Origin of the sequence: Psychrobacter sp. AOP3-A1-26, from assembly GCF_052378235.1 — a bacterium.
GTDB lineage: Bacteria > Pseudomonadota > Gammaproteobacteria > Pseudomonadales > Moraxellaceae > Psychrobacter.
Genome location: NZ_JBQSXN010000021.1, coordinates 15,647 through 36,810, shown reverse-complemented (window position 1 = coordinate 36,810; position 21,164 = coordinate 15,647). Strand labels below are relative to the sequence as shown.

Annotated in this window: 18 protein-coding genes; 14 read left to right on the top strand and 4 right to left on the bottom strand. The window is 43.0% G+C overall.

Features of this window, described 5'->3' with window-relative positions:
* Positions 1 to 236: 236 nt before the first annotated feature.
* Positions 237 to 974 carry a 1-(5-phosphoribosyl)-5-[(5-phosphoribosylamino)methylideneamino]imidazole-4-carboxamide isomerase gene (gene hisA, locus ACT3TU_RS05695; protein ID WP_192523959.1) on the bottom strand — a complete coding sequence of 246 codons (738 nt, stop codon included), beginning with the start codon at positions 972 to 974 and terminating at the stop codon, positions 237 to 239.
* Between the two features lie 910 nt (positions 975 to 1,884).
* On the opposite strand from hisA, the gene ACT3TU_RS05690 reads away from it, so the two are divergent.
* The 14 genes from ACT3TU_RS05690 (at position 1,885) to ACT3TU_RS05625 (ending at position 18,287) form a co-directional block, all read left to right on the top strand.
* On the top strand, positions 1,885 to 3,237 hold the full coding sequence (locus ACT3TU_RS05690; RefSeq protein WP_192523960.1) for a Na(+)-translocating NADH-quinone reductase subunit A: 1,353 nt from the start codon (positions 1,885 to 1,887) through the stop codon (positions 3,235 to 3,237).
* 5 nt (positions 3,238 to 3,242) lie between these two features.
* The gene (locus ACT3TU_RS05685) at positions 3,243 to 4,478 is read left to right on the top strand and encodes an NADH:ubiquinone reductase (Na(+)-transporting) subunit B (RefSeq protein WP_192523961.1); all 1,236 of its coding nucleotides are present in this window, start codon (positions 3,243 to 3,245) and stop codon (positions 4,476 to 4,478) included.
* Complete coding sequence (locus ACT3TU_RS05680; protein ID WP_444784135.1) at positions 4,459 to 5,364, top strand: Na(+)-translocating NADH-quinone reductase subunit C; 906 nt, start codon at positions 4,459 to 4,461, stop codon at positions 5,362 to 5,364. Before ACT3TU_RS05685 ends, ACT3TU_RS05680 begins: the two co-directional genes overlap by 20 nt.
* A 1-nt stretch (position 5,365) precedes the next feature.
* Positions 5,366 to 6,037, top strand: a complete 672-nt coding sequence (locus tag ACT3TU_RS05675; protein ID WP_192523963.1) for an NADH:ubiquinone reductase (Na(+)-transporting) subunit D — start codon at positions 5,366 to 5,368, stop codon at positions 6,035 to 6,037.
* Positions 6,037 to 6,645 (top strand): NADH:ubiquinone reductase (Na(+)-transporting) subunit E, encoded by a 609-nt coding sequence (nqrE, locus tag ACT3TU_RS05670; protein WP_192523964.1) that lies wholly within the window; start codon positions 6,037 to 6,039, stop codon positions 6,643 to 6,645. The genes ACT3TU_RS05675 and nqrE overlap by 1 nt, the downstream gene beginning before the upstream one ends.
* Before the next feature lie 145 nt (positions 6,646 to 6,790).
* Positions 6,791 to 8,026: an NADH:ubiquinone reductase (Na(+)-transporting) subunit F gene (gene nqrF, locus ACT3TU_RS05665; RefSeq protein WP_444784134.1), complete on the top strand. Its 1,236-nt coding sequence runs from the start codon at positions 6,791 to 6,793 to the stop codon at positions 8,024 to 8,026.
* 171 nt (positions 8,027 to 8,197) lie between these two features.
* Positions 8,198 to 8,998, top strand: a complete 801-nt coding sequence (locus ACT3TU_RS05660; protein ID WP_444784133.1) for an SDR family NAD(P)-dependent oxidoreductase — start codon at positions 8,198 to 8,200, stop codon at positions 8,996 to 8,998.
* A gap of 120 nt (positions 8,999 to 9,118) precedes the next feature.
* A complete protein-coding gene (locus tag ACT3TU_RS05655; RefSeq protein ID WP_444784132.1) occupies positions 9,119 to 10,255 on the top strand; it encodes an FAD:protein FMN transferase in 1,137 nt (378 codons plus the stop codon).
* 131 nt (positions 10,256 to 10,386) lie between these two features.
* Positions 10,387 to 11,916, top strand: coding sequence for a sodium:proton antiporter NhaD (nhaD, locus tag ACT3TU_RS05650; RefSeq protein ID WP_444784131.1), 1,530 nt, complete (start codon positions 10,387 to 10,389; stop codon positions 11,914 to 11,916).
* A 159-nt stretch (positions 11,917 to 12,075) separates the two neighbouring features.
* Positions 12,076 to 12,315 (top strand): (Na+)-NQR maturation NqrM, encoded by a 240-nt coding sequence (gene nqrM / locus ACT3TU_RS05645; protein ID WP_192523969.1) that lies wholly within the window; start codon positions 12,076 to 12,078, stop codon positions 12,313 to 12,315.
* A 411-nt stretch (positions 12,316 to 12,726) separates the two neighbouring features.
* Positions 12,727 to 13,977 carry an MFS transporter gene (locus ACT3TU_RS05640; RefSeq protein WP_192524691.1) on the top strand — a complete coding sequence of 417 codons (1,251 nt, stop codon included), beginning with the start codon at positions 12,727 to 12,729 and terminating at the stop codon, positions 13,975 to 13,977.
* A 91-nt stretch (positions 13,978 to 14,068) separates the two neighbouring features.
* Positions 14,069 to 14,938: an arylesterase gene (locus ACT3TU_RS05635; protein WP_192529232.1), complete on the top strand. Its 870-nt coding sequence runs from the start codon at positions 14,069 to 14,071 to the stop codon at positions 14,936 to 14,938.
* Complete coding sequence (locus ACT3TU_RS05630; protein WP_444784130.1) at positions 14,935 to 15,642, top strand: ABC transporter ATP-binding protein; 708 nt, start codon at positions 14,935 to 14,937, stop codon at positions 15,640 to 15,642. Before ACT3TU_RS05635 ends, ACT3TU_RS05630 begins: the two co-directional genes overlap by 4 nt.
* A gap of 11 nt (positions 15,643 to 15,653) precedes the next feature.
* Positions 15,654 to 18,287, top strand: coding sequence for an ABC transporter permease (locus ACT3TU_RS05625; RefSeq protein WP_444784129.1), 2,634 nt, complete (start codon positions 15,654 to 15,656; stop codon positions 18,285 to 18,287).
* Positions 18,288 to 18,498: 211 nt separating this feature from the next.
* On the opposite strand, the gene ACT3TU_RS05620 is transcribed toward ACT3TU_RS05625, so the two are convergent.
* From ACT3TU_RS05620 to ACT3TU_RS05610, 3 genes are all read right to left on the bottom strand, one after another.
* On the bottom strand, positions 18,499 to 18,978 hold the full coding sequence (locus tag ACT3TU_RS05620; RefSeq protein WP_444784136.1) for an SMODS-associated NUDIX domain-containing protein: 480 nt from the start codon (positions 18,976 to 18,978) through the stop codon (positions 18,499 to 18,501).
* Positions 18,979 to 19,222: 244 nt separating this feature from the next.
* Positions 19,223 to 19,690 carry an SMODS-associated NUDIX domain-containing protein gene (locus ACT3TU_RS05615; protein ID WP_444784128.1) on the bottom strand — a complete coding sequence of 156 codons (468 nt, stop codon included), beginning with the start codon at positions 19,688 to 19,690 and terminating at the stop codon, positions 19,223 to 19,225.
* A 9-nt stretch (positions 19,691 to 19,699) separates the two neighbouring features.
* Complete coding sequence (locus tag ACT3TU_RS05610; RefSeq protein WP_444784127.1) at positions 19,700 to 21,079, bottom strand: nucleotide-binding domain-containing protein; 1,380 nt, start codon at positions 21,077 to 21,079, stop codon at positions 19,700 to 19,702.
* Positions 21,080 to 21,164: the final 85 nt, after the last annotated feature.

Genomic DNA, 21,164 nt, shown 5'->3' with positions numbered 1-21,164 from the left:
GTACTGTCATTCGCCTTCTTAGTATCCAAATTGGTATCCAAAATATATTGAATCAACGATATGATTACTGATCTCTATATTTAAGTATAGACAATCCACTATAAAATAAATACAGTGCGACTGGGATGGATTTTACGTAGCCTCTGGGAACGCAGCACGCAAGGAAAATTTATACCAGTAGCACGCTGCAATCTCTGCACTCTTTTTATTTAGGACTAACTATATTTTATCCGTTATTAACTGTCCAAATAAACCTGTGCTTCACCCAAATCTAAGGTGCCTTCATAAATAGCACGGCCGGTGATGATGCCTTCGAGACAATCACCATAAGGTTTGAGCAATTCGATATCTTTCATATCCGTGACGCCGCCTGAAGCAATCACAGGTAAGCCGCCTTCGCGAGCCAAGTTAACCGTTTGTTCCACGTTAACGCCTTGCATCATGCCATCGCGGTTGATATCAGTATAAACGATTGACGATACGCCAACATCAGCAAAACGCTTGGCAAGCTCAGTTGCCTTAGTATCAGTGACATTTGCCCAGCCATGGGTCGCAACCAACCCGTCTTTGGCATCGATACCAACAATAATATGGCCAGCAAACTCGCGGCAAGCCTCGGCGACAAAGTCTGGATCCTCGACGGCTTTGGTACCGATGATGATATATGTCAAACCAGCGCTAATATATTGCTCAATGGTTTTCATATTGCGTACACCGCCACCGAGCTGGATTGGCAGATTCGGATAAGCTTTGGCAATGTCATTGACCACTTGCTTATGTACTGGGATACCGTCAAACGCGCCATTGAGATCGACCAAATGCAATCGACGCGCGCCTTCATTGACCCAACGCGCCGCCATGGCTACTGGATCATCAGAAAACACCGTATCGTCTTCCATACGACCTTGTTTTAAGCGCACACATTTACCATCTTTTAAATCAATAGCAGGGATAATGACAGGGACAGCACACATACAGCATTCCTTTTAAAGAGCGGGATTAATCATAAAAAATAATCGAAATTTTAACAGTCGCAGAACGAAAGCCATTTAAATAATGGCTTAATAAGGTAATTTAGAATAACAAATTAAAAAAGATAATGATGAAGAATTGAACAAATAACGAAAGTGAAAAACAATTATCCCATTATATTCATAATTATAAAAATCGAACAATCATAACCATAAGTTTTCACAGTTGGAGGCACTGTAAACATTAGGTAAATTCAATTACCAACTGGCAATTTTAGGTCAGTTTAGCGTATAATCCTAGGTAAATTTGTATTTGTGCGATAAAACCTAATTGTCTGCTACCTAAGATGATTACTAATAGCACAAGGTAAATGACAGCGCAGCATTGATTACCCTATTCAAGGTTGTGCCAATAAATTGCGGTTATTGAGCAATTAAGTTTACAGTGTAATCATAGGTCATTAAACAGCGCTTAGATAGCTTTCTCAAAGAGAGCTTTCTCAAAGTATTAAAAAATCACGTATTTCTCACTTATATTCATTCGAATGAATAGCGCTGCTTAAATCACACAGATATTATAAATTTTAAGATTTTAATAAATCGTATGGTAAAACTGTATTTTATCTAAAATCATCCTTGCTGAGGGTGGCATTAGATTGGAGTGTTTTAGTATACATCTTGGTAGCCAGTCGTCACTTTGGTCATTCGAATAAGACATTAACGTGTTGTTAAGGAGTCTAAGGTCAGCGTTAATACTCTTACTAGTAGTTATGATGTGTCATATCTAGAGAAATTTTTCAGCCCTATTATTGGAGTTGATAAATGACTTTATTGATGATGCCGTTATTCATGCTACCGATATACCAAACAGGACGTCTGGTATCGTTTTAGACTATGGACTAAGTTTTCGCTTATGATTACCATCAAAAAAGGTTTGGATTTACCCATCACCGGTGAACCCTCCCGCGAGATATCTGAGCACCAACCGACACATGTCGCCATTATTGGCTATGATTATGTGGGTATGAAGCCCACGATGAATGTCAAAGAAGGTGACATAGTAGCAAAAGGTCAGCCCGTTTTTGAAGACAAAAAACGAGTGGGCGTTATCTATACTGCCCCTGCTGCTGGTAAAGTCGTCGCGATTAAACGCGGTGAACGTCGTGTGTTTGAGAGCCTTGTTATTGCGGTCGACCCAAACGGTGAAGAAATAGACTTTGAGCGCTATGACTCCCAGCAACTTGCTGACTTAGACTCTGAAGTCGTTGAAACCCAACTGCTTGCTTCTGGTGAATGGACGGCGTTCCGTACGCGTCCTTATAGCCGCGCTCCAGAAATCGGTGCCCGCCCGCATGCTATCTTTGTCACCGCTATGGATACCAATCCATTAGCATTTGACCCGATGCTGCTGGTCAATGAACAGCTACAAGCGTTCAATGACGGACTTGCCGTACTATCTACCCTCAGCCCAAAGACCTTTGTCTGCCATCATGGTGATGCCCAGCTGACGCCAGTTGCCAAAACTGCGACTAATAATGTCACTGAGTATCATAGCTTTGCTGGTAAGCATCCCGCTGGTCTGGCTGGCACGCACATTCACTTTTTGCACCCAATCATGCGTGGTACAAGCGTCTGGACGATTGGCTACCAAGACGTGATTGCGATTGGCAAGCTATTTACTTCAGGTCGCTTATACACCCGCCGTATGCTCAGCCTTGCTGGTCCTGCGGTAACCAATCCACATTTGGTCGTCACTGAGCGCGGTGCGGATATCACGGCACTGACCAAAGGTCAGCTTGAGGCTGGTGAGAACCGTATTATTTCAGGTTCTGTGCTATCGGGTCGCAAGGTGTTTGGCAATACCGCATACCTTGGTCGCTTTCATAACCAAATCAGTGTCCTGTCTGAAGGTCGTGAGCGCCCAGCGTTCCACTTCTTTACACCGGGTGCAAACCGCTTCTCTAAACTGCCAATCTACATTTCACAGTTTTTTGGTGGCAAAAAATATAACTTCACTACTACGAGCAATGGCTCACCGCGAGCGATGGTGCCTATCGGAGTTTATGAAGAAGTCATGCCGCAAGACTATCTACCAACGCAGCTATTGCGTGCTCTGATTGTCGAAGACATCATTAGCGCGGTAGATTTGGGCGTACTCGAATTGGACGAAGAAGATTTAGCATTATGCACCTTCGTATCTCCTGGCAAATATGAATTCGGTGATATTTTGCGTGATAACTTAACGCGCATTGAGCTGGAGGGCTAACCACGATGAAATTTTTACACAATATGTTCGATCGTATGGAGCCGTCTTTCACCAAAGGTGGCAAACACGAAAAATACTATGCCCTCTTTGAGATGTTTGATACGTTTTTACGTCAACCAGGCTCAACGACATACGCCTCATCCCATGTACGCGACGGTATTGACCTGAAACGTATTATGATTACCGTATGGCTATGTACCTTCCCAGCGATGTTTTGGGGTATGTACAACATTGGTCATCAAGCATTGACTGCTGTTGCTCAACTTGGCTTGCAGCCTGAAGGCTGGCGCACTGTTATTACTAATATGGCAGGCTATAACCCTGAAAGTATTTGGGCGAGTTTTGTCTATGGGGCGATGCAATTCTTACCGATTTATATCGTCACCTTTGGGGTCGGTATTCTCTGTGAGATTATCTTTGCCGTGGTGCGTGGCCATGAGGTCAACGAAGGTTTCTTTGTCACCTCGGTGCTATTTGCGCTATGTCTACCACCAGATATTCCACTATGGCAAGTTGCCCTAGGTATTATCTTTGGTGTGGTTGTGGCAAAAGAAGTCTTTGGCGGTACCGGTAAGAACTTCCTTAACCCTGCCCTATCGGGCCGTGCATTCTTATACTTTGCTTATCCAGCCTATATGTCTGGTGATTCAGTATGGACGGCGGTTGATGGTTTCTCTGGCGCAACACCGCTTGGTCTTGCCGCACTTGGCGTCGTCCCACAAGACTTCGTCGATGTTTATGGTAATGCCATTACTTGGAGCGATGCGTTCTTAGGTAATATGCAAGGCAGTATCGGTGAAGTATCAACACTGGCTATCTTATTAGGTGCTGTGATTCTACTTTGGACGCGCATTGCCTCATGGCGCATCATGGCAGGTTGTGTGATCGGTCTAATCGCTACTTCGCTGGTTTTTAATATGATTGGCTCTGAAGACAACATGATGATGAGTTTGCCATTCTACTGGCATTTAGTTATCGGTGGTTTTGCGTTCGGTGCAGTCTTTATGGCGACCGATCCTGTTTCAGCGGCACATACCAATAAAGGCCGCTGGGCTTATGGTATCTTGATTGGCTTTATGACCGTATTAATTCGAGTCATTAACCCAGCTTTCCCAGAAGGCATCATGCTTGCCATCCTATTTGCCAACTTATTTGCTCCATTGTTTGACTATTTTGTGACCCAAGCAAATATCAAACGCCAAACTGCACGGAGGGTTCGCTATGTCCAAGCCCAAAAGTAATAATACAAAAACCATCATCGTAGCGTTGATACTATGTTTGGTGTGTTCAGTATTGGTTGCCGCCGCAGCCGTCGGCTTAAAGCCGGCGCAAGTCGAAAACGCCCGTTTAGACCGTAATAAAAACATCTTGGTCGCCGCAGGCTTGTTTGATCCTGCCTCTGATACCAATGAAGATGTCGCTGAGCGTTTCAAAGATTTTGAAGTGGAAATTGTTGACTTAAATAAAGGTAACTATCTCGATGACGACGCCCTAAAGGCTGTTGGTATCGATGATCGTAATACTTATGATACTAGTCAAGCAACTAAGAACGAAGCCTTAAGCGACGACCTAGGTAACAATGACCCTGCTAGTATTGGCCGCAAACCTAAATATGCCAAAGTCTATGTCAAGAACGATGACGCGGGAGACCCTGAAATGGTCGTCCTACCGATTCAGGGCTACGGCCTTTGGGGCACTATTTATGGTTTCTTAACGCTTGAAGGTGATATGAATACCATCAAAGGTATTAGCTTTTATGAGCATAAAGAAACCCCAGGTCTAGGCGCTCGTATCGAAGAGCCAAAATGGCGCGCGATGTGGACTGGTATCCACTCTTACGACGAAAGTGGCGATGTTGCTACTGGTGTTGCTACTTCAGGCTCAAGAGAAAATTGGGTCGATGGTATCAGTGGGGCGACTTTGACCAGTCGTGGCGTCAGTAATATGATTCAGTTTTGGTTAGGTGAGCAAGGTTATAAGCCTTATTTAGATCATGTGCGTGAAGAAAGTGGCAAAACGCTTAAAAGCACTGATACGCAAACTAGCCAAAAGCTCACTCAGAAAGAAACGCATCCCGTAACCGAGCTGGCATCAATAGCACCAGCAGCACACGGCAAGGAGGCTTAACGTGGCTGATACAAAAAGTATTTTAGTTTCACCTATTTTTGATAACAACCCCATTGGCCTACAAATACTAGGTATTTGTTCTGCGTTGGCGGTAACGACTACGGTCGCTAATGCGCTGGTTATGAGTGTGGCGTTGACTTTGGTAACGGCATTTTCCAGCTTTTTTATCTCTAGTATTCGTAAGCAAATTCCATCGAGCATTCGTATTATCGTGCAGATGACGATTATTGCCTCATTGGTTATCGTGGTCGATCAGATACTAAAAGCAGTCGCTTATGACGTGAGCAAAGGTCTTTCAGTATTCGTAGGTTTGATTATCACCAACTGTATCGTAATGGGCCGTGCTGAAGCATTTGCCATGAGCAACCCGCCCGTACCGAGCTTTTTAGATGGTATCGGTAACGGTCTTGGCTACTCTGCTGTCCTTTTATTCGTCGGTACTATTCGTGAAATATTAGGCTCAGGCAGCTGGTTTGGCATTACTTTACTACAGCCAGCAACTGATGGCGGCTGGTATGTCCCTAATGGTTTATTGTTATTACCACCTTCTGCATTCTTTATTATTGCGATGTTTATCGTCATTATTCGTATATGGAAGCCTGAACAAGTTGAAGAGGCTGAGTTTGTAATGAAGCCGCAATCTAAAGGCATGGCACATGGAGGCGGTCACTAATGGGACATTATGTTAGTTTATTCATAACCTCAGTCTTTATTGAGAATATGGCGCTGGCCTATTTCTTAGGTATGTGTACTTTCTTGGCAGTATCCAAGAAAGTCTCCACTGCTATTGGTCTTGGGGTCGCAGTCGTTGTCGTTATGGCAATTACCGTACCGCTAAACAACCTACTATTTCAGTTCATCCTAAAAGATGGTGCGCTGGCGTGGGCAGGTTTCCCTGATATCGATTTGAGCTTTTTAGGCTTGCTGAGTTATATCGGTCTTATCGCTGCGGTGGTACAGATTCTAGAGATGTTCCTAGACAAGTTCGTACCTGCTCTATATAACGCACTTGGGGTTTTCTTACCACTTATTACTGTCAACTGCGCCATCCTAGGTGGCGTACTGTTTATGGTTGAGCGTGACTATAACTTTGGTGAATCCATGGTGTATGGCGTTGGTGCTGGTTTTGGTTGGGCACTTGCTATTACCGTGTTAGCTGGTATCCGCGAAAAGCTTAAATACTCAGATATCCCAGCACCACTACAGGGTCTTGGTATTACCTTTATCACCGTTGGTCTCATGTCACTTGGCTTTATGTCGTTCGGTGGTATGTCAATTTAAGCCGCTGTTTATCGCTTATTGATAGACAGAATTATGCTTAAAACCATACTCAGTTATTTGACCTAATTAATTCATTTATTCGGTAGAGGGTCGAGGCAATTTATATGACCTCGCACCCCTACCCCATAGATTAAGGATACCTACCATGGATTATGCTACGGCGATTGGTGGCGTTGCTATGTTTACCTTGATCATCATGGGTCTGGTCGCCATTATTTTGGCGGCGCGCTCAAGACTGGTCAGTTCAGGCGATGTTACCATTCATATCAATGATAATCCCGACAATGATGTAGTGACACCAGCAGGCGGTAAGCTGCTACAAACCCTTGCTAGTGAAGGCATTTTCTTGTCTTCAGCATGTGGTGGCGGTGGTACGTGTGCCCAGTGTCGCTGCCGTGTTATTGAAGGTGGCGGTTCTATCCTGCCCACCGAAGAAGGCTATTTTACTCAAGGTGAGATTCGCAATCATATGCGCCTTGCCTGTCAGGTAGCCGTTAAGCAAGACATGGAAATTGAGATTGACCCAGAATTCTTTGATGTACAAAAATGGGAATGTGAAGTTATCTCGAATGATAACGTCGCCACCTTTATTAAAGAATTGGTGCTCAAAATTCCAGAAGGCGAAGAAGTTAACTTCCGCGCAGGTGGTTATGTACAGCTAGAAGCGCCAGTGCATGAAGTGCATTACAAAGACTTTGATATAGCGGAAGAATATAGAGAAGACTGGGAAAAGTTCGGCATCTTCAATTATGTCTCAAAAGTCGATGAGCCAGTAATTCGTGCTTATTCGATGGCCAACTACCCAGAAGAAAAAGGCCTCATTAAGTTTAATATTCGTATCGCTAGTCCGCCACCGCGTGGCCCTGACGGTATCCCACCAGGTAAGATGTCTTCGTGGACGTTTAGCTTAAAACCTGGCGACAAAGTGACTGTGTCTGGACCATATGGTGAGTTCTTTGCCAAAGACACCCAAGCTGAAATGATATTCGTCGGCGGTGGTGCTGGTATGGCTCCAATGCGCTCGCATATCTTTGATCAGCTTAAGCGTTTACACTCTGATCGCAAGATTAGCTTTTGGTATGGTGCACGCTCTATCCGTGAGATGTTCTACGTTGAAGATTACGACCAACTAGAAGAAGAGTTTGCGAACTTTGAGTGGCATGTGGCCTTGTCAGATCCACTGCCAGAAGACAATTGGGATGGCTATACTGGCTTTATCCACAATGTGTTATTAGAAGAGTATCTAAAAGACCACCCAAACCCAGAAGACTGTGAATACTATATGTGCGGGCCACCGATGATGAACGCGGCGGTTATCGACATGTTGCATAGCTTGGGCGTGGAAGACGAAAACATCATGCTTGATGACTTTGGTGGTTAAGACGGACGGTTAAACCGTTCGATTAAATCCCAATGGTTAAGCTATGTCATGACGCTACCGTGATTAACTAAATCATATATGATAAATTAAGAGTCTCGATTGAGGCTCTTTTTTTATGAGCCAAACTAGGGCATGTCATCAATTAGCATATGTGAACAAGAAAGGATTCCTATGAAAACTAAAGTTAAAGACTTAACCATTTGGATAACTGGTGCCTCTAGCGGTATCGGTGAAGCTCTAGCCATTGCCTTTGCTAAACGAGGCGCGAGAATTGTCTTGAGTGGGCGCGATAAAAACAAGCTAGCAGCGGTCAAAAAACGCTGCAAACATAGCAAAAAACATATCATCGTACCTTTTGATATAGCCGAGGCCGCGCAAGCAAAAGAAGCTTATGATGCTGTCAAAACACAAGCAGGAGAAATCGATTGGCTGATTAATAATGCAGGCGTCAGTCAACGCTCACTGATTATGGAAACCACTGAGGACGTTGAGCGTCAAATCATGGAAATCGATTACTTTGCACAAACACGTCTAAGCAGATTGGTATTACCCGATATGATCGCGCAAGGTGGTGGCAAAATAGTGATGGTATCGAGTGTGGCAGGGTTATTAGGAACGCAATATCGCGGTGCTTACGGAGCTGCCAAAGCGGCGATCCATATGTGGGCCAATAGTTTACGTGCTGAGTTGCATGAAGACGGCATAGAGGTCGCAACGATATTTCCAGGGTTTATCCAAACCAATGTCTCTATCAATGCCTTGACTGGCGACGGTAGCACACAGGGCACGATGGACGAAGCTACCAATAAAGGACTGACGGCGACAGCATTTGCCAAGCAGGTTGTCAAAGCTCTCTCCAAAGGCGAAGAATATATCATCGTCGCAGGCAGCAAAGAAAAGCTGGCCACAAAAATTAACCGAGTCTCACCACCAAAACTCTATAAGCTTATTCGTGAGGTACAAGTAAAGTAAGTCCAGTGTATTAAATAGGCGAGACTTAAGCCGATGCATTGGCCTTATAGGTGATAAGCGGTGTAAAATAGCCAAAATATATCCCAACCGCTATTCACCTTACTTCTTTTAAAAAATACTATGGCAAATTCAATGCAGCTCCTACCTTCTAATAAAATTATTACCCTCACCCTATTTAGTACCATTGGTCTCACCAGCGCCTTGAGCCTTAGCGCTTGCCAGCAAAAACCAGATTATAACTACCTCATCGGTGAGACGATGGGCACTAGCTATCACATCACCTATCAGTTGCCAGACGATGCTGATGAAAAGGCCATACAAGCAGCAATCGATGCGCGTTTAAAACAAATCAATGACAGCATGTCTACTTATCAAAGCGACTCTACCATCTCTAAATTTAATCGTTTGGCAAAAGACACGCCTATCACGATTGATGCAGACTTTAGTCATGTGCTAGAAGCCTCAAGGCAAGTCTATCAGCAGTCAAATGGGGCGTTTGATCCTACGGTGTTGCCTTTAATAGAAACGTGGGGCTTTGGTAGCACCATGACCGTCGAGCGTCTACAAAGTCCGCCAACGGCACTTGAGATTGCTCAAGCAAAAGCCTTGGTCGACTTTGAGAGCGTGGTACAAAAAGATCAAACTATCTATAAAACCAAAGATGGTATCGCGCTTGATTTTTCCGCAGTCGCCAAAGGCTATGGTGTCGATGTCATCGCCGACGTGCTCAGAGACAATTATCAGATTCGTAATTATATGGTTGAGATTGGCGGAGAGATTGCAACTTCTGGTGTCAATAATCAACAGCAGCCATGGCAAATTGCGATTGATGCCCCTATCGAAGACAGCACAGTCAACGAGCGTCAGCCTATCTCAGCAATTCGCCAACCAACCGACACTGATAATAAGATGTATATCGCCACTTCCGGCAACTATCGCAATTCTGTCATATTCGATGGCAAACACTATAGCCATACAATTGACCCTACTACTGGCGCACCTATCGCTGGCGGCGCACCTTCGGTAACCGTGGTGGCAGAATCAGTGGCACTGGCCGATGCGTGGGCGACGGCATTGACCGCTATGCCCTATCAAAAAGCATTGGATGTCGCGAAACAGCAAAATATAGCCGCATTGTTCGTGATATTAGCCGATGGCGTAAAACATGGTGATTTGAAGGATAGTGCTGATGACTGGCAGGTAGTACAAACGCCTACTATGGCAACCTTAAGAGCCGGCAATTCAAATAAAGATTAGGCCGCGTTTGTTTGGTTTTTTACGACTTATTATCACAGGATTATTACTAAGTGTTTTAATTATTATATAAGCGTTACAATATACCGTTTAGAAGAAAAGTTATCAGAGTGTTCTTACACTAAGGATATGAGATGGTTTATTCATTGATGGCGGTATTTTTTGTATTGGGCTATATTGCTATTGCTTTAGAGCATAACCTTCATGTTGATAAAGCAGCTTCCGCCCTGCTCACTGCAATTATTGTCTGGACACTACTGGTGATTGGTGCAGATACTTTGCTCGCTGATCAGCTGGTTAATGGGCTTGATACGACTACCATCATCAACGCTGAGCTTAGGCATCACTTAGCAGAGATTGCTGAAATTTTGTTTTTCTTAATGGGGGCGATGGTCATCGTGGAGTTGGTCGATGCTCATGATGGTTTTGCTGCTATTACCAACCGTATTCATACTACCAACGCCGTCACGCTTTTATGGACCATTGGTGCGCTTACCTTCTTTTTCTCCGCGCTGTTAGATAACCTTACCACTACCATCGTCATGATTTCCTTACTGCGCAAACTGGTAGCCGATAAAGAGCTGCGTTTGTGGTTTGTTGGCACGGTCGTGGTCTGTGCTAACGCTGGCGGTGCCTGGTCACCGATTGGTGATGTGACGACTACCATGCTGTGGATTGGCCATCAAATTACTGCCAGTCGTATTATCGTTGATTTGATCGTCCCCAGCTTGATGGCTGCTATGGTGCCATTAATCTTATTGACGTTCATGTTTAAAGGCAAACAAGTACAGCGGCCGAAACCTGCCAAAGCAACAATAACCTCGTCTAATACCAACTACCTTGGCAGCTATACCGGCGGTGATACAGCTATTATGGCAATGGAAGGTGGTCATGCTTCTTCGTCTCAAGATTCTTTATTTCAAGACTCTTTATCTCAAACTTCTGCAACCAAAACAGATGACGATACAGCGGCAGTGTCTCTCGATACCGTTACCAGTAAAATGCGTATCAGTATTTTGGCATTAGGCTTAGGTGCGCTGGCATTTGTCCCAGTATTTAAGACCTTGACCCATCTGCCACCCTACATGGGTATCTTGTTTGGTGTCGGTGTACTTTGGGTCTTTACTGAACTGGTGCATCGCCATGATAACTGGCGCGTTAAGCAACAAATGACTGTCGTTGGGGTGCTTACTCGGGTCGATATGTCTAGTATTTTATTCTTCTTAGGTATCTTATTGGCCGTATCTGGACTGGCCACTGCCGGTCACTTAATTGATATGGCAACGTGGCTGGATAATACCTTTGGTAACTTATATGTCATTAACGTCTTAATCGGCCTCCTGTCATCATTGGTAGATAACGTTCCACTGGTAGCCGGTGCTATGAAAATGTACCCTCTCCTTAGCGACTCTGCTATGGCGGGTTTAACCGGTGGTGATTTGGCGCGCCAAAGTCAGTTTTTACAAGATGGGGCATTTTGGCACTTCTTGGCTTACTGTGCAGGCGTTGGTGGTAGTTGCTTAATCATTGGTTCAGCAGCTGGGGTTGCAGCGATGGGTATGGAGAAAATCTCCTTTATGTGGTATCTCAAACATATCAGTGGTCTTGCACTTCTGGGCTACTTAGCAGGGGCTGCTACCTACATCGCTATCCATGTAATGTAGCTGGTTGTAACTGACTGTATTTGCATGATTTCCATCGATATTATTACCCTATGAATATGTGGTAAAATAGAGTTATAAACTTCAGGACAGCCTGCTATGTTGTATATGTCATGATCTATATAAAGTGATAGTCTGTCCCTAATAAGCCGAGGTTACCCCATGCTTAGCCAATTACTTCCCATGCTCGCTGTTACCTTTACCGTCTTTATCCTGTTTTTTGTGTTTATGGGCATCGGTTATATGTTTCAAAAGAAGCCATTGAAAGGCTCTTGTGGTGGTGTTGCCAAATTGATGGGCAATGAAAAATGCTCGTACTGCGGTGATGATCCCAATAAGTGTGATTCTATCGCTGAACAAGAAGGTGCCCTAAAAGCGGCTCAGTTAGGCAAATCTGTATAAGTGTCTGATTTGTTACCATACGCTGATAGTATTTAGCGGTTATTTGTTCTTATAATAGCGTCAAGTCCTATAAAAAAAGGGCTGGCGCTATTTTCGATTGCGCCATACTCATATACTAAGTTTGCTCTGATTGATAAGGTAGCAAGTGCATATGACCTACTTTCTGCAATTGTTTTGAACTTCCAACTGATACCAATCCCAAAAAGTACGATTAGCTGGGTCAAACTCGTTTAGTCTACAGTACGTAGCACTGGCACTCGTTTTTCTTGCTACTCTAGTCTTTGTGAATGGTATTATCACCTAACTTGCCTTCTCAGTGAGATTCTTCTGGTGTTATTTTACAGGCGACGATTCCTCGGCGCTGTTTCATGACGTGTCTTTTTTCTTATTCTAAATAATAGTCGTGCTGCTATGCCTACCTCTCCAAACTTACAGTCTCAAACGGATTCTTCCTCCAACTTTAAGCTGCCTTCTTCGCGCTTTACTTTTTGGCTAGTGCTATGTGCGATGATTTTACTCGCCACTAATATGCGCGCGCCTATCGTGGCGCTTGGCTCTATTGCACCCGTAGTACAAAATGCACTAAATATCTCCGAAACTCAAATCGGCTGGCTGGGTGCCGTACCGATGTTGGGTTTTGCGCTAGGTGCTCTGGTTGCCCCCTCTATTGGTAAGCGTTTTGGCCTTGAAAACACGCTGATTACCATGATTGTGCTGCTGACTCTAGGGATGATTATTCGCTCTGTCATTCCCACTTGGATCGGATTTTTGAGCGGAACTATAGTACTAACTTTAGCTATAGGTTTTGCTAATACTTTAGCGGCGCCAGTAATTAAGCAGCGTACGCCCAAACATATTCCACTTATTACTGGCTTACTGAGTCTTACCATGACGGTAATGGCCGGTATCGTCGCTGGCGTAGTCCTGCCCTTATCTGAATATGTGGGCTGGCAATGGGCACTAGGAGGCTGGTCAATCTTGGGGGTTTTAGCCGTAATCGTCTGGATATTCTTGCGCCTTCGTCTGGGGTCATCAAATAACCAAGCGGTACCATTGGCGACCCCAGGCTCCTCAGAGATATCAGTATGGCGCACAGCTTTTGCTTGGCAAATTGCTGTATTTATGGGTTTACAATCCTTGTTATTTTATACCGTAGCCAGTTTCTTACCTTCTATTTGGGTTAGTAAAGGACTGAATGCTGTTCAGGCTGGACAGATGGGCTCGGTATTTCAGTTTATGGCACCGCCTGCTATCTTGATCGTAACTTGGCTTATCAACCGTGGCCGCCCTATCCAAGCGTTAGCGATTGTTGCTGCACTGCTAAACGTTATTGGTGTGCTCGGTATCAGCTACTTTTCTCCTGACTTGGCCTGGCTATGGTCAGGGTTAATGGGTGCAGGCTGCTCAGCAATGTTTACTTTAAGTATGATGCTGTTTTCCTTGCGTACTTATACCACCAATCAGGCTAGTGAGCTATCTGGTATGGCGCAGTTCGTTGGTTATCTGGTAGCCTTTTTTGGTCCGCTGGGGACAGGTTGGCTGCATGAATTAACCGACAGTTGGGACGTACCACTGTTAATAATTTTAATTTTAATGATTATTAACGTAGCGATTGCTTGGCTAATTAGTCGTCCGGTAATGGTAGATGGTAAAAAGATTTAGATCTTTACCCTTAAACCATTAACTTTTGCACAATATTGCTGCTTATCTGATTCTGCTACACTGGCTTGATTGTAAATAGGACAGTAGAATCATGATAAGCATAACTTCTCGCCTGCCGCAGCGCCTACTCACTGTCGCTGCATTAACCATCGCAATTGCCTTGAGCGGTTGTCAAAAAGAACCTGACCCCAATACCGCTACTGACACTCAGAATAACGACCAAGTCGTTAATACAAAAACTGCCGAACCTCAAACTACAGAACCTGAGCAATCCGTAAATTCGACTGAGCAGCAACAAGCACCACTAACCATATTGGCACTGGGTGATTCGTTGACAGAAGGGCTTGGTGTTGATAATGATGCCAACTATCCTGCGCAGCTAGAGGCGCGGTTACAAGAATTGGGTTATAACAATGTCAAAGTGGTCAATTCAGGCTTAAGCGGTGAAACCAGCACTGGCTTAGTCAATCGCTTAGATTGGGTATTGCAGACCAAACCAGATATTACGATTTTGACCGTCGGTGCCAATGACGCCATTCGTGGTATTGACGTGGCGACGGTTGAAGCTAATATTCGTACCGCTGTTAAACGCCTACAAGACAGTGATAGCGAAGTTATCTTGGGCGGCATGCAGATTTATGACAATCTTGGCTCTGACTATGTACAGTCGTTTGCCGCGATATATCCTAGAGTGGCGAAAGATATGAACGTCACGCTGATTCCGTTCTTTTTAGACGGTGTCGGTGGTGATCCTCAGTTAAACCAAGCTGATGCCATCCATCCAACCCGTGAGGGATATAAAATTATCGTCAATGATAATATCCTGCCTATATTGCAGCCTGAAATTGAGAAGTTAGCTGAATCTAATATGGACGATTCTAAAAACTCAAATCACACCAACAAACAAGCACCCGCTTCAACTCCAGCACCGACAAATACGCCTATTGAGACTACGCAATGACATCATCACCTTCAGCTGAGAATCTAACGGCTTTAAAAACAAGCGCATTGCTTACCGCTTCACAATTAAATAAAACCGTACAAGTCGGTGACCAATCCTTATCTATTATTAAAGACGTCGACATTCATGTCAATGCGGGTGAATTCGTGGTCATTATGGGTAAATCTGGCTCGGGTAAATCTACCTTGCTTGGGCTATTAGCCGCGTTAGATTATCCTGATAGTGGCAGCGTTGAGCTAGCAGGGCAAACATTGAGCAGTCTTGATGAAGATGCTTTAGCTGTCATTCGTCAGCGCGAGATGGGGTTTGTGTTTCAATCGTTTCATTTACTGCCAACGTTGACAGTAGCAGAAAATATTGCCTTCCCACTTGATATCGCTCGACGTCCAAACAAAGCACGAGTGAATGAATTGATTGAAGCCGTTGATTTGGGGCATAGACGTAATAGTTTGCCCAATCAATTATCTGGCGGCGAGCAACAGCGTACTGCTGTCGCCCGAGCATTGGTATCGCAGCCAAAAATTGTCTTTGCTGATGAGCCAACGGGTAATTTAGATGAACAAAACGCCAATCAAGTCATGCAGTTATTACTGGATCTGAGACAGCAAGTTGGCTCGGCGTTGGTGGTTGTGACCCATGACCCTGCGCTTGCTGAAATGGCAGATCGTGTCATTACTATGCATGATGGGCGGATTGTACATTAATGAATAACTTGATGAATAACCAGCAAACAGAGAAGCATTCACCAAAAGATACGACTGATACGGCAATGGTAAAAGAGTCAGATTATACTGGCGGTATTATTTATCATTTATTTAAAGGTTTGGGCGCGCAAGCATTAAGTCGTAGCTGGTGGCAGCGCTGGGTTTATCCGCTGTTATTTTTACTCACGCTAACATTATCGCTAGCCACTTACTTGACCCTCGACTCCGTCCAGCAATCGGTTAATACCTATATCAACGATAATCAGCGTGCGCTGGTTGGTGGCGATTTGATCTTAAACAGTCAACAAGACTGGCCAAGCGAAGTATTGACGCAGGTAGCAACGGTCGCTGATACGCAAATTGTTTATGATTATCAGTTTAGTGCGATGGTGGTGACCGCTGAACAAACCTTACTTGCTCGCGTCAAAGCCGTCTCGCCAGCTTATCCATTATATGGTGACGTCGAGCTGGCATCTGGTCAGCCTTTATGGCAGCAGCTCAAGCCTGATAATGTGGTCGTCGCCCCAGAAGTCCTTAAAAGTCTCAATGCTAAAATTGGCGACCAAATTACTATTGGTGAAGGACAGTTTACGATTAGCGATGTGCTGACGAAAGAGCCTGACCGTCCATTGACGGTGTTTGGCTTTGGTGGACGAGTGCTGATGCAACAAGACGCGCTCGCCGCAACCAATCTATTGGGTGATCGTAGCCGTATCAACTATCGTATTGAGTTGGCAGGCGAACCCGAATTAATCGCTGAGCAGCGTGATAAGCTGACGCAAATATTAACCAATTATCCTGATATCGAGCTCTCAGATGCGGAATCTGCGGATACCTCTGTCTCGCGTATCTCTGATAATGTGTTGATGTTTTTAAAACTCTTGGTCATCGCGGTACTTTTACTATCGGCGGTCGCGATGTATGGCGTCATCACGGCGTTTGTGTCCAAGCAGCAATCTAGTAATGCGATTCGTTTAGCATTGGGTGAGCCACTTGGCAGTCTTAAACGTAGCTACTATCAACTATTGATTGCAACGACTGTCATTGCTGGTATCGCTGCGATTATCGTCAGTTTTGGCTTACTCAAAGTTGGTCAGCCATATCTTGTGGCTATCTTGCCAGCGGATGTTGGCTTGGCCATCAATCCTATCAGTGCCATTAAAACCATTATTATCGCTTTGGTGCTGACGTTGCTTATCGCACAGCGTGGCTTAAGTTCGCTTAATACCACCAAACCCGCAACCTTACTTAGCCAAGGTGCTAGCTCACCAACGCAAAACCTGCCTTGGTATCGACGCTTGCCTTTACTATGGTATGCACTAATGCTCACAGGGCTTTATGCGTTTTTTGCCTATGAAGTAGGTTCGTTTAAGTTAGGCGCTCAGCTGTTAGTAGGTTTAATCGGTTTCGTAGCAATATTTTGGCTATTGGCGCGTGCTTGGTTATGGCTACTTGCCAAGTTGGCGACCAACAGCAATATCAGTTGGATGCAGCGGATTGCTATTCATAACCTTGCGCGTAAAGGTAACCAATCAGCGCTGTTTTTTGTCACGCTATCACTGTCGGTCGCTGTGCTTACGCTCATCACTACCCTCAATCATAGTATCAATACCCAGTTTATTAACGCTTATCCTGAAGATGCGCCCAATTTATTTTTGTTAGATATTCAAAGCGATCAACATGATGAGATTAATAACATCATTAAAGCACCAGTCAGCTACTACCCTGTCATTCGTGCCCGTGTGGTGACCGCTAATAATATACCTGTACAAGATATCGAGCCTGCTGAGGGTTTTGATGACCCTACGCGTGTCTTTAATTTAAGCTACTCAGATACAGTCATGGAGACTGAGTTTATTACAGATGCCGTAGCCAATAATCAACTGTATGCACCTATCGAAACTGAGAGTAAGAATCCTGGACAAGTCGTCGCGCCTTTATCGATTTTAGATACCGCCGCAAGCCTACTTAATGTCGGTATGGGTGATGAAGTTCGCTTTAATATTCAAGGGATTGAAATCGTCGGTCAAATTACCAGTATCCGCTCACGTTATGAGCAAGGTCCAAGCCCTTATTTTTACTTCTTATTTGAGCCTTCTGTTCTCTCTGCTGCCCCACAAATCCAATTTGCCACCGCGCATGTAACCGCTGATGATATTCCAGACTTGCAAGGACAACTGGTCAGAACGTTTCCTGCCGTGACGACCATTGATGGGACGGCTATCGCGCAGCAAGTCCAAGAGCTAGTAGCGCAAATGAGCCGCTTGGTTTATGTCTTTACCCTACTGGCTCTATTGACTGGCATCATGGTATTGATTAGCTCGTTACTGTCCACCTCGCAAGATCGTATGCAAGAAAGCGCTTCGTTTAGGCTGTTAGGGATGCAAAAACGCGATTTATATATGCTTAATATACTAGAGCTTGGTCTGCTTGGACTTAGTGCCGCGGCATTTGCCGTCATTATCGCTAGCGTTGGCGCATGGGCTGCGATTACCCAGTGGTTTAATCTACGCTTTAGTGTGCCGTGGGCGAGCTTGGGTATTGGCGGAGCATTATTAATCGCGCTACTGTTTACTATCGCTATTATTTATGTGAGATTGGTGATTGGACGCGGAATAATGGCGCGAGTAAGGGCGATGATTTAATTGTATTAGATTTTGGCTTTACAAAGAAAACCCCCTTAATTGGGGTTTTTTGATTCGTTGTTATTTATCAGTATGAATGAAGTTGTACAATTTCTCCCATTAAGACTAAACTGGATATTCAATCTGTATAAAGTTCAATCTGCTCTATCTGCTTTAGTACCTCTAAAAAATAGCTCAACGCTCTATTTTAAGGTAAGACAAAAGTCAGCTTCTATAATGAAATAGTTATTATTGAATTATACTTATATTTATATTTAATTTTCTTGAATAGTTGGTCGTTATTCTCATTTAGTATTTTAGGGGTATGATTGGCGATAGTATCTGTTAAATTTTGACTAGCATAGTCTATACCAAAATTATTTATTTCTTCAGAGGTTGCGAATCTATATTTTTTAGAATCAACGACCATAAGTCTCTTGAATAACTCCTTCTGATTATGTGCTAAATCTATTTCGATAATATCAGCTAGTAAAAGTTCATACAGACCAAAAGCTTTCTTCTCAATATTTGACATATGCCTTCCACAATAGCTGTAAGCTAAATCACCAAAATCTTCTCTTTCTAAAATATCAGTGTTAAAAATCTCTTCTATGAACTCTCTTGATAAATTATCTATATTTTCTCTATCTAAAGCATTATCAAATCTCTTTACGAAACCTCTTAGATTTTTATTTTTAACTAGGGGCTGTATAGAATTCAGCTAAGGAACTGACAGAGACTATTTTTTAGGCAATTCGACGCCAAAAATAGTAAGTTTAGTCATTCTAAGCGCGATAGTTTTGGCTATGAAGTGGCAAAAAATAGTCCTGTTCCTTCGGACTGATGCTAAAATCGCCCCAGACGTTGTTGTAAATCTAGCTAAGGTCTCGACATTACCTTCGATTTACGCCTAGTCTGGAATTATTTTAGCGATCAGCAGTCCTAATAGATGAATTCTATACAGCCCCTAATAATCTATAATCTGCCTCTGTAACTTCATTAACTTTAATTCGATTATCATCTTTAGCTGAAAAATTAGAAACTAAGTACTTAGCTTCATTTTTTCCAAACTTATATGCCCCACCAACAGGTTGATATTTGCCTGTTCTTGAATTAGGAACCAAGAAATACTTATCATCTATTTTTATTCTAAATAAATAAGCGAATGAAATTCTAATTAATGTGTCTCCTTGTAACTTCCCAGCTACCTCCAATTCTCTTTGCGAACGCTTCCAGCTATGTTGTCCAAATAAAACCTTCAGTTGAGAGTAAAATTTGTTGGCATTATCTTTAATATACAAACCACCCCATAATGTAAAAATTCCAGCAAGTACATTTTTTTTATAACCGTCTAAATAAATTAGAATCAATGACATTGCAATCATTATAAATAACGGGGTTATTAATTTCTTAAACTCTCTCAAATAAAACTCCTACACCTGACCAATTGGGACATCTACATGACCAATCGCAACACATATACCATTTTTTATCAGATAACACTCAATATAATGTGTGCCTTTAAACGAAGTTGGCTCAATTATTTCATGTGTTCTTTCTTTGATTTGACCACGAATACAGTCTTTATTTTCTGCTACCTCTCCAACATTTCTTACCTTCCAAAGGACCTTGTCATAGGAAGGACAATCAGTATTACCTACTTTACACTTAACTTTAAAATTAAAAGGAATAAACCGACTGAACCCTCGGAGGTGTTTTTCTAAGTATTTGTAAAGAGGTATCTCCCTAAATCCATCTTCTGACACCCTACAATCAATACCTACACTATATCTCTCCAACACGGGGTAAAGCTCATCTATAAATTCCTCAGTGTCTTTGTAGCTCCTTGACTCTAAAGATTCAGATATTTTAACTGTTGATTTACCTAATCCAGACCAGTAATCATGATTAAAAAATTCTCCCCAAGCAGATATAGCATCTTGATATGTGCAATCACTTTCAAATAGTATATCTAGCTTTTCTAATTGCGTAGACAATTTATCTTTCCATTTACGCATTTTATCAAGATCAACCTGCCTAGCCGTTATCAATCTAGCATTATCGATATTATTTGGTGCATTGACTTGTAAATTCCATTCTAGCCTGTTCCTAATAGACTTTAAGGTATGGTAAAACTTTTCATCTATACGAGAATGAGAAGATTCAAATTGCTCCGAACATAATATTGTTTGGATTAAACCACTTGGCATTGAACCCCAAGCATTTCTCGACTTGCAAAACATCTTAGATAGTCTTACTATTTTTCTTAAATTATCAGTTTTCGCCTTGATTTCGTCAATAAACCAATCGTCTAAAGCTTTAATGTCTCTAGCAGACCATATATCTCCAGCATATTCATAATTATAATCATCTTGCCACTCAGAATATTTTGATCTTTTAAATATGGCAAAATCAATGTGATAGCCAGTTGTATAACGTACCCTAACACATCCTGTCTTTACTTCTGGTTCTTCTGAAAACTGATGCATCTCTCGCTTTAACGCATTGGCTATCATACTTCTTGTCGCTAAAGGTCCCAAACTACCTAGGTTGTCTGATTCAAAAACTATAGCCACATCTATGTCATAGTCCTTTCTATCATTTTGGACTATGGTATGCATTGCCATAGATCCTTGCGTCCTAGATTCGGCAATCTTATAACTAGTATTATTTTCATAATTATATTTTTCTAAACCATTTTTCAATCTCTTTATATTCTTATCTCTTTTATCTCTCAATACATTTTTTTCTTGTTCAGATAGTCTTACATGGTCATTATAAAACTTATTAAACTCTCTGGAGCAGTCGTACATATTGGTATTTCCTGTATTAAAACTTGCTCAAATCTAATAGATTTATATCTATTTTTTGATAACCAAGCAACTCTCTGTATTTGTG

Bases quoted from the DNA above. Each gene is read 5' to 3' on its own strand.
- hisA (WP_192523959.1), bottom strand. From the start codon at position 974: ATGTGTGCTGTCCCTGTCATTATCCCTGCTATTGATTTAAAAGATGGT.
- ACT3TU_RS05690 (WP_192523960.1), top strand. From the start codon at position 1,885: ATGATTACCATCAAAAAAGGTTTGGATTTACCCATCACCGGTGAACCC.
- ACT3TU_RS05685 (WP_192523961.1), top strand. From the start codon at position 3,243: ATGAAATTTTTACACAATATGTTCGATCGTATGGAGCCGTCTTTCACC.
- ACT3TU_RS05680 (WP_444784135.1), top strand. From the start codon at position 4,459: ATGTCCAAGCCCAAAAGTAATAATACAAAAACCATCATCGTAGCGTTG.
- nqrE (WP_192523964.1), top strand. From the start codon at position 6,037: ATGGGACATTATGTTAGTTTATTCATAACCTCAGTCTTTATTGAGAAT.
- nqrF (WP_444784134.1), top strand. From the start codon at position 6,791: ATGGATTATGCTACGGCGATTGGTGGCGTTGCTATGTTTACCTTGATC.
- ACT3TU_RS05660 (WP_444784133.1), top strand. From the start codon at position 8,198: ATGAAAACTAAAGTTAAAGACTTAACCATTTGGATAACTGGTGCCTCT.
- ACT3TU_RS05655 (WP_444784132.1), top strand. From the start codon at position 9,119: ATGGCAAATTCAATGCAGCTCCTACCTTCTAATAAAATTATTACCCTC.
- nhaD (WP_444784131.1), top strand. From the start codon at position 10,387: ATGGTTTATTCATTGATGGCGGTATTTTTTGTATTGGGCTATATTGCT.
- nqrM (WP_192523969.1), top strand. From the start codon at position 12,076: ATGCTTAGCCAATTACTTCCCATGCTCGCTGTTACCTTTACCGTCTTT.
- ACT3TU_RS05640 (WP_192524691.1), top strand. From the start codon at position 12,727: ATGCCTACCTCTCCAAACTTACAGTCTCAAACGGATTCTTCCTCCAAC.
- ACT3TU_RS05635 (WP_192529232.1), top strand. From the start codon at position 14,069: ATGATAAGCATAACTTCTCGCCTGCCGCAGCGCCTACTCACTGTCGCT.
- ACT3TU_RS05630 (WP_444784130.1), top strand. From the start codon at position 14,935: ATGACATCATCACCTTCAGCTGAGAATCTAACGGCTTTAAAAACAAGC.
- ACT3TU_RS05625 (WP_444784129.1), top strand. From the start codon at position 15,654: ATGAATAACCAGCAAACAGAGAAGCATTCACCAAAAGATACGACTGAT.
- ACT3TU_RS05610 (WP_444784127.1), bottom strand. From the start codon at position 21,079: ATGTACGACTGCTCCAGAGAGTTTAATAAGTTTTATAATGACCATGTA.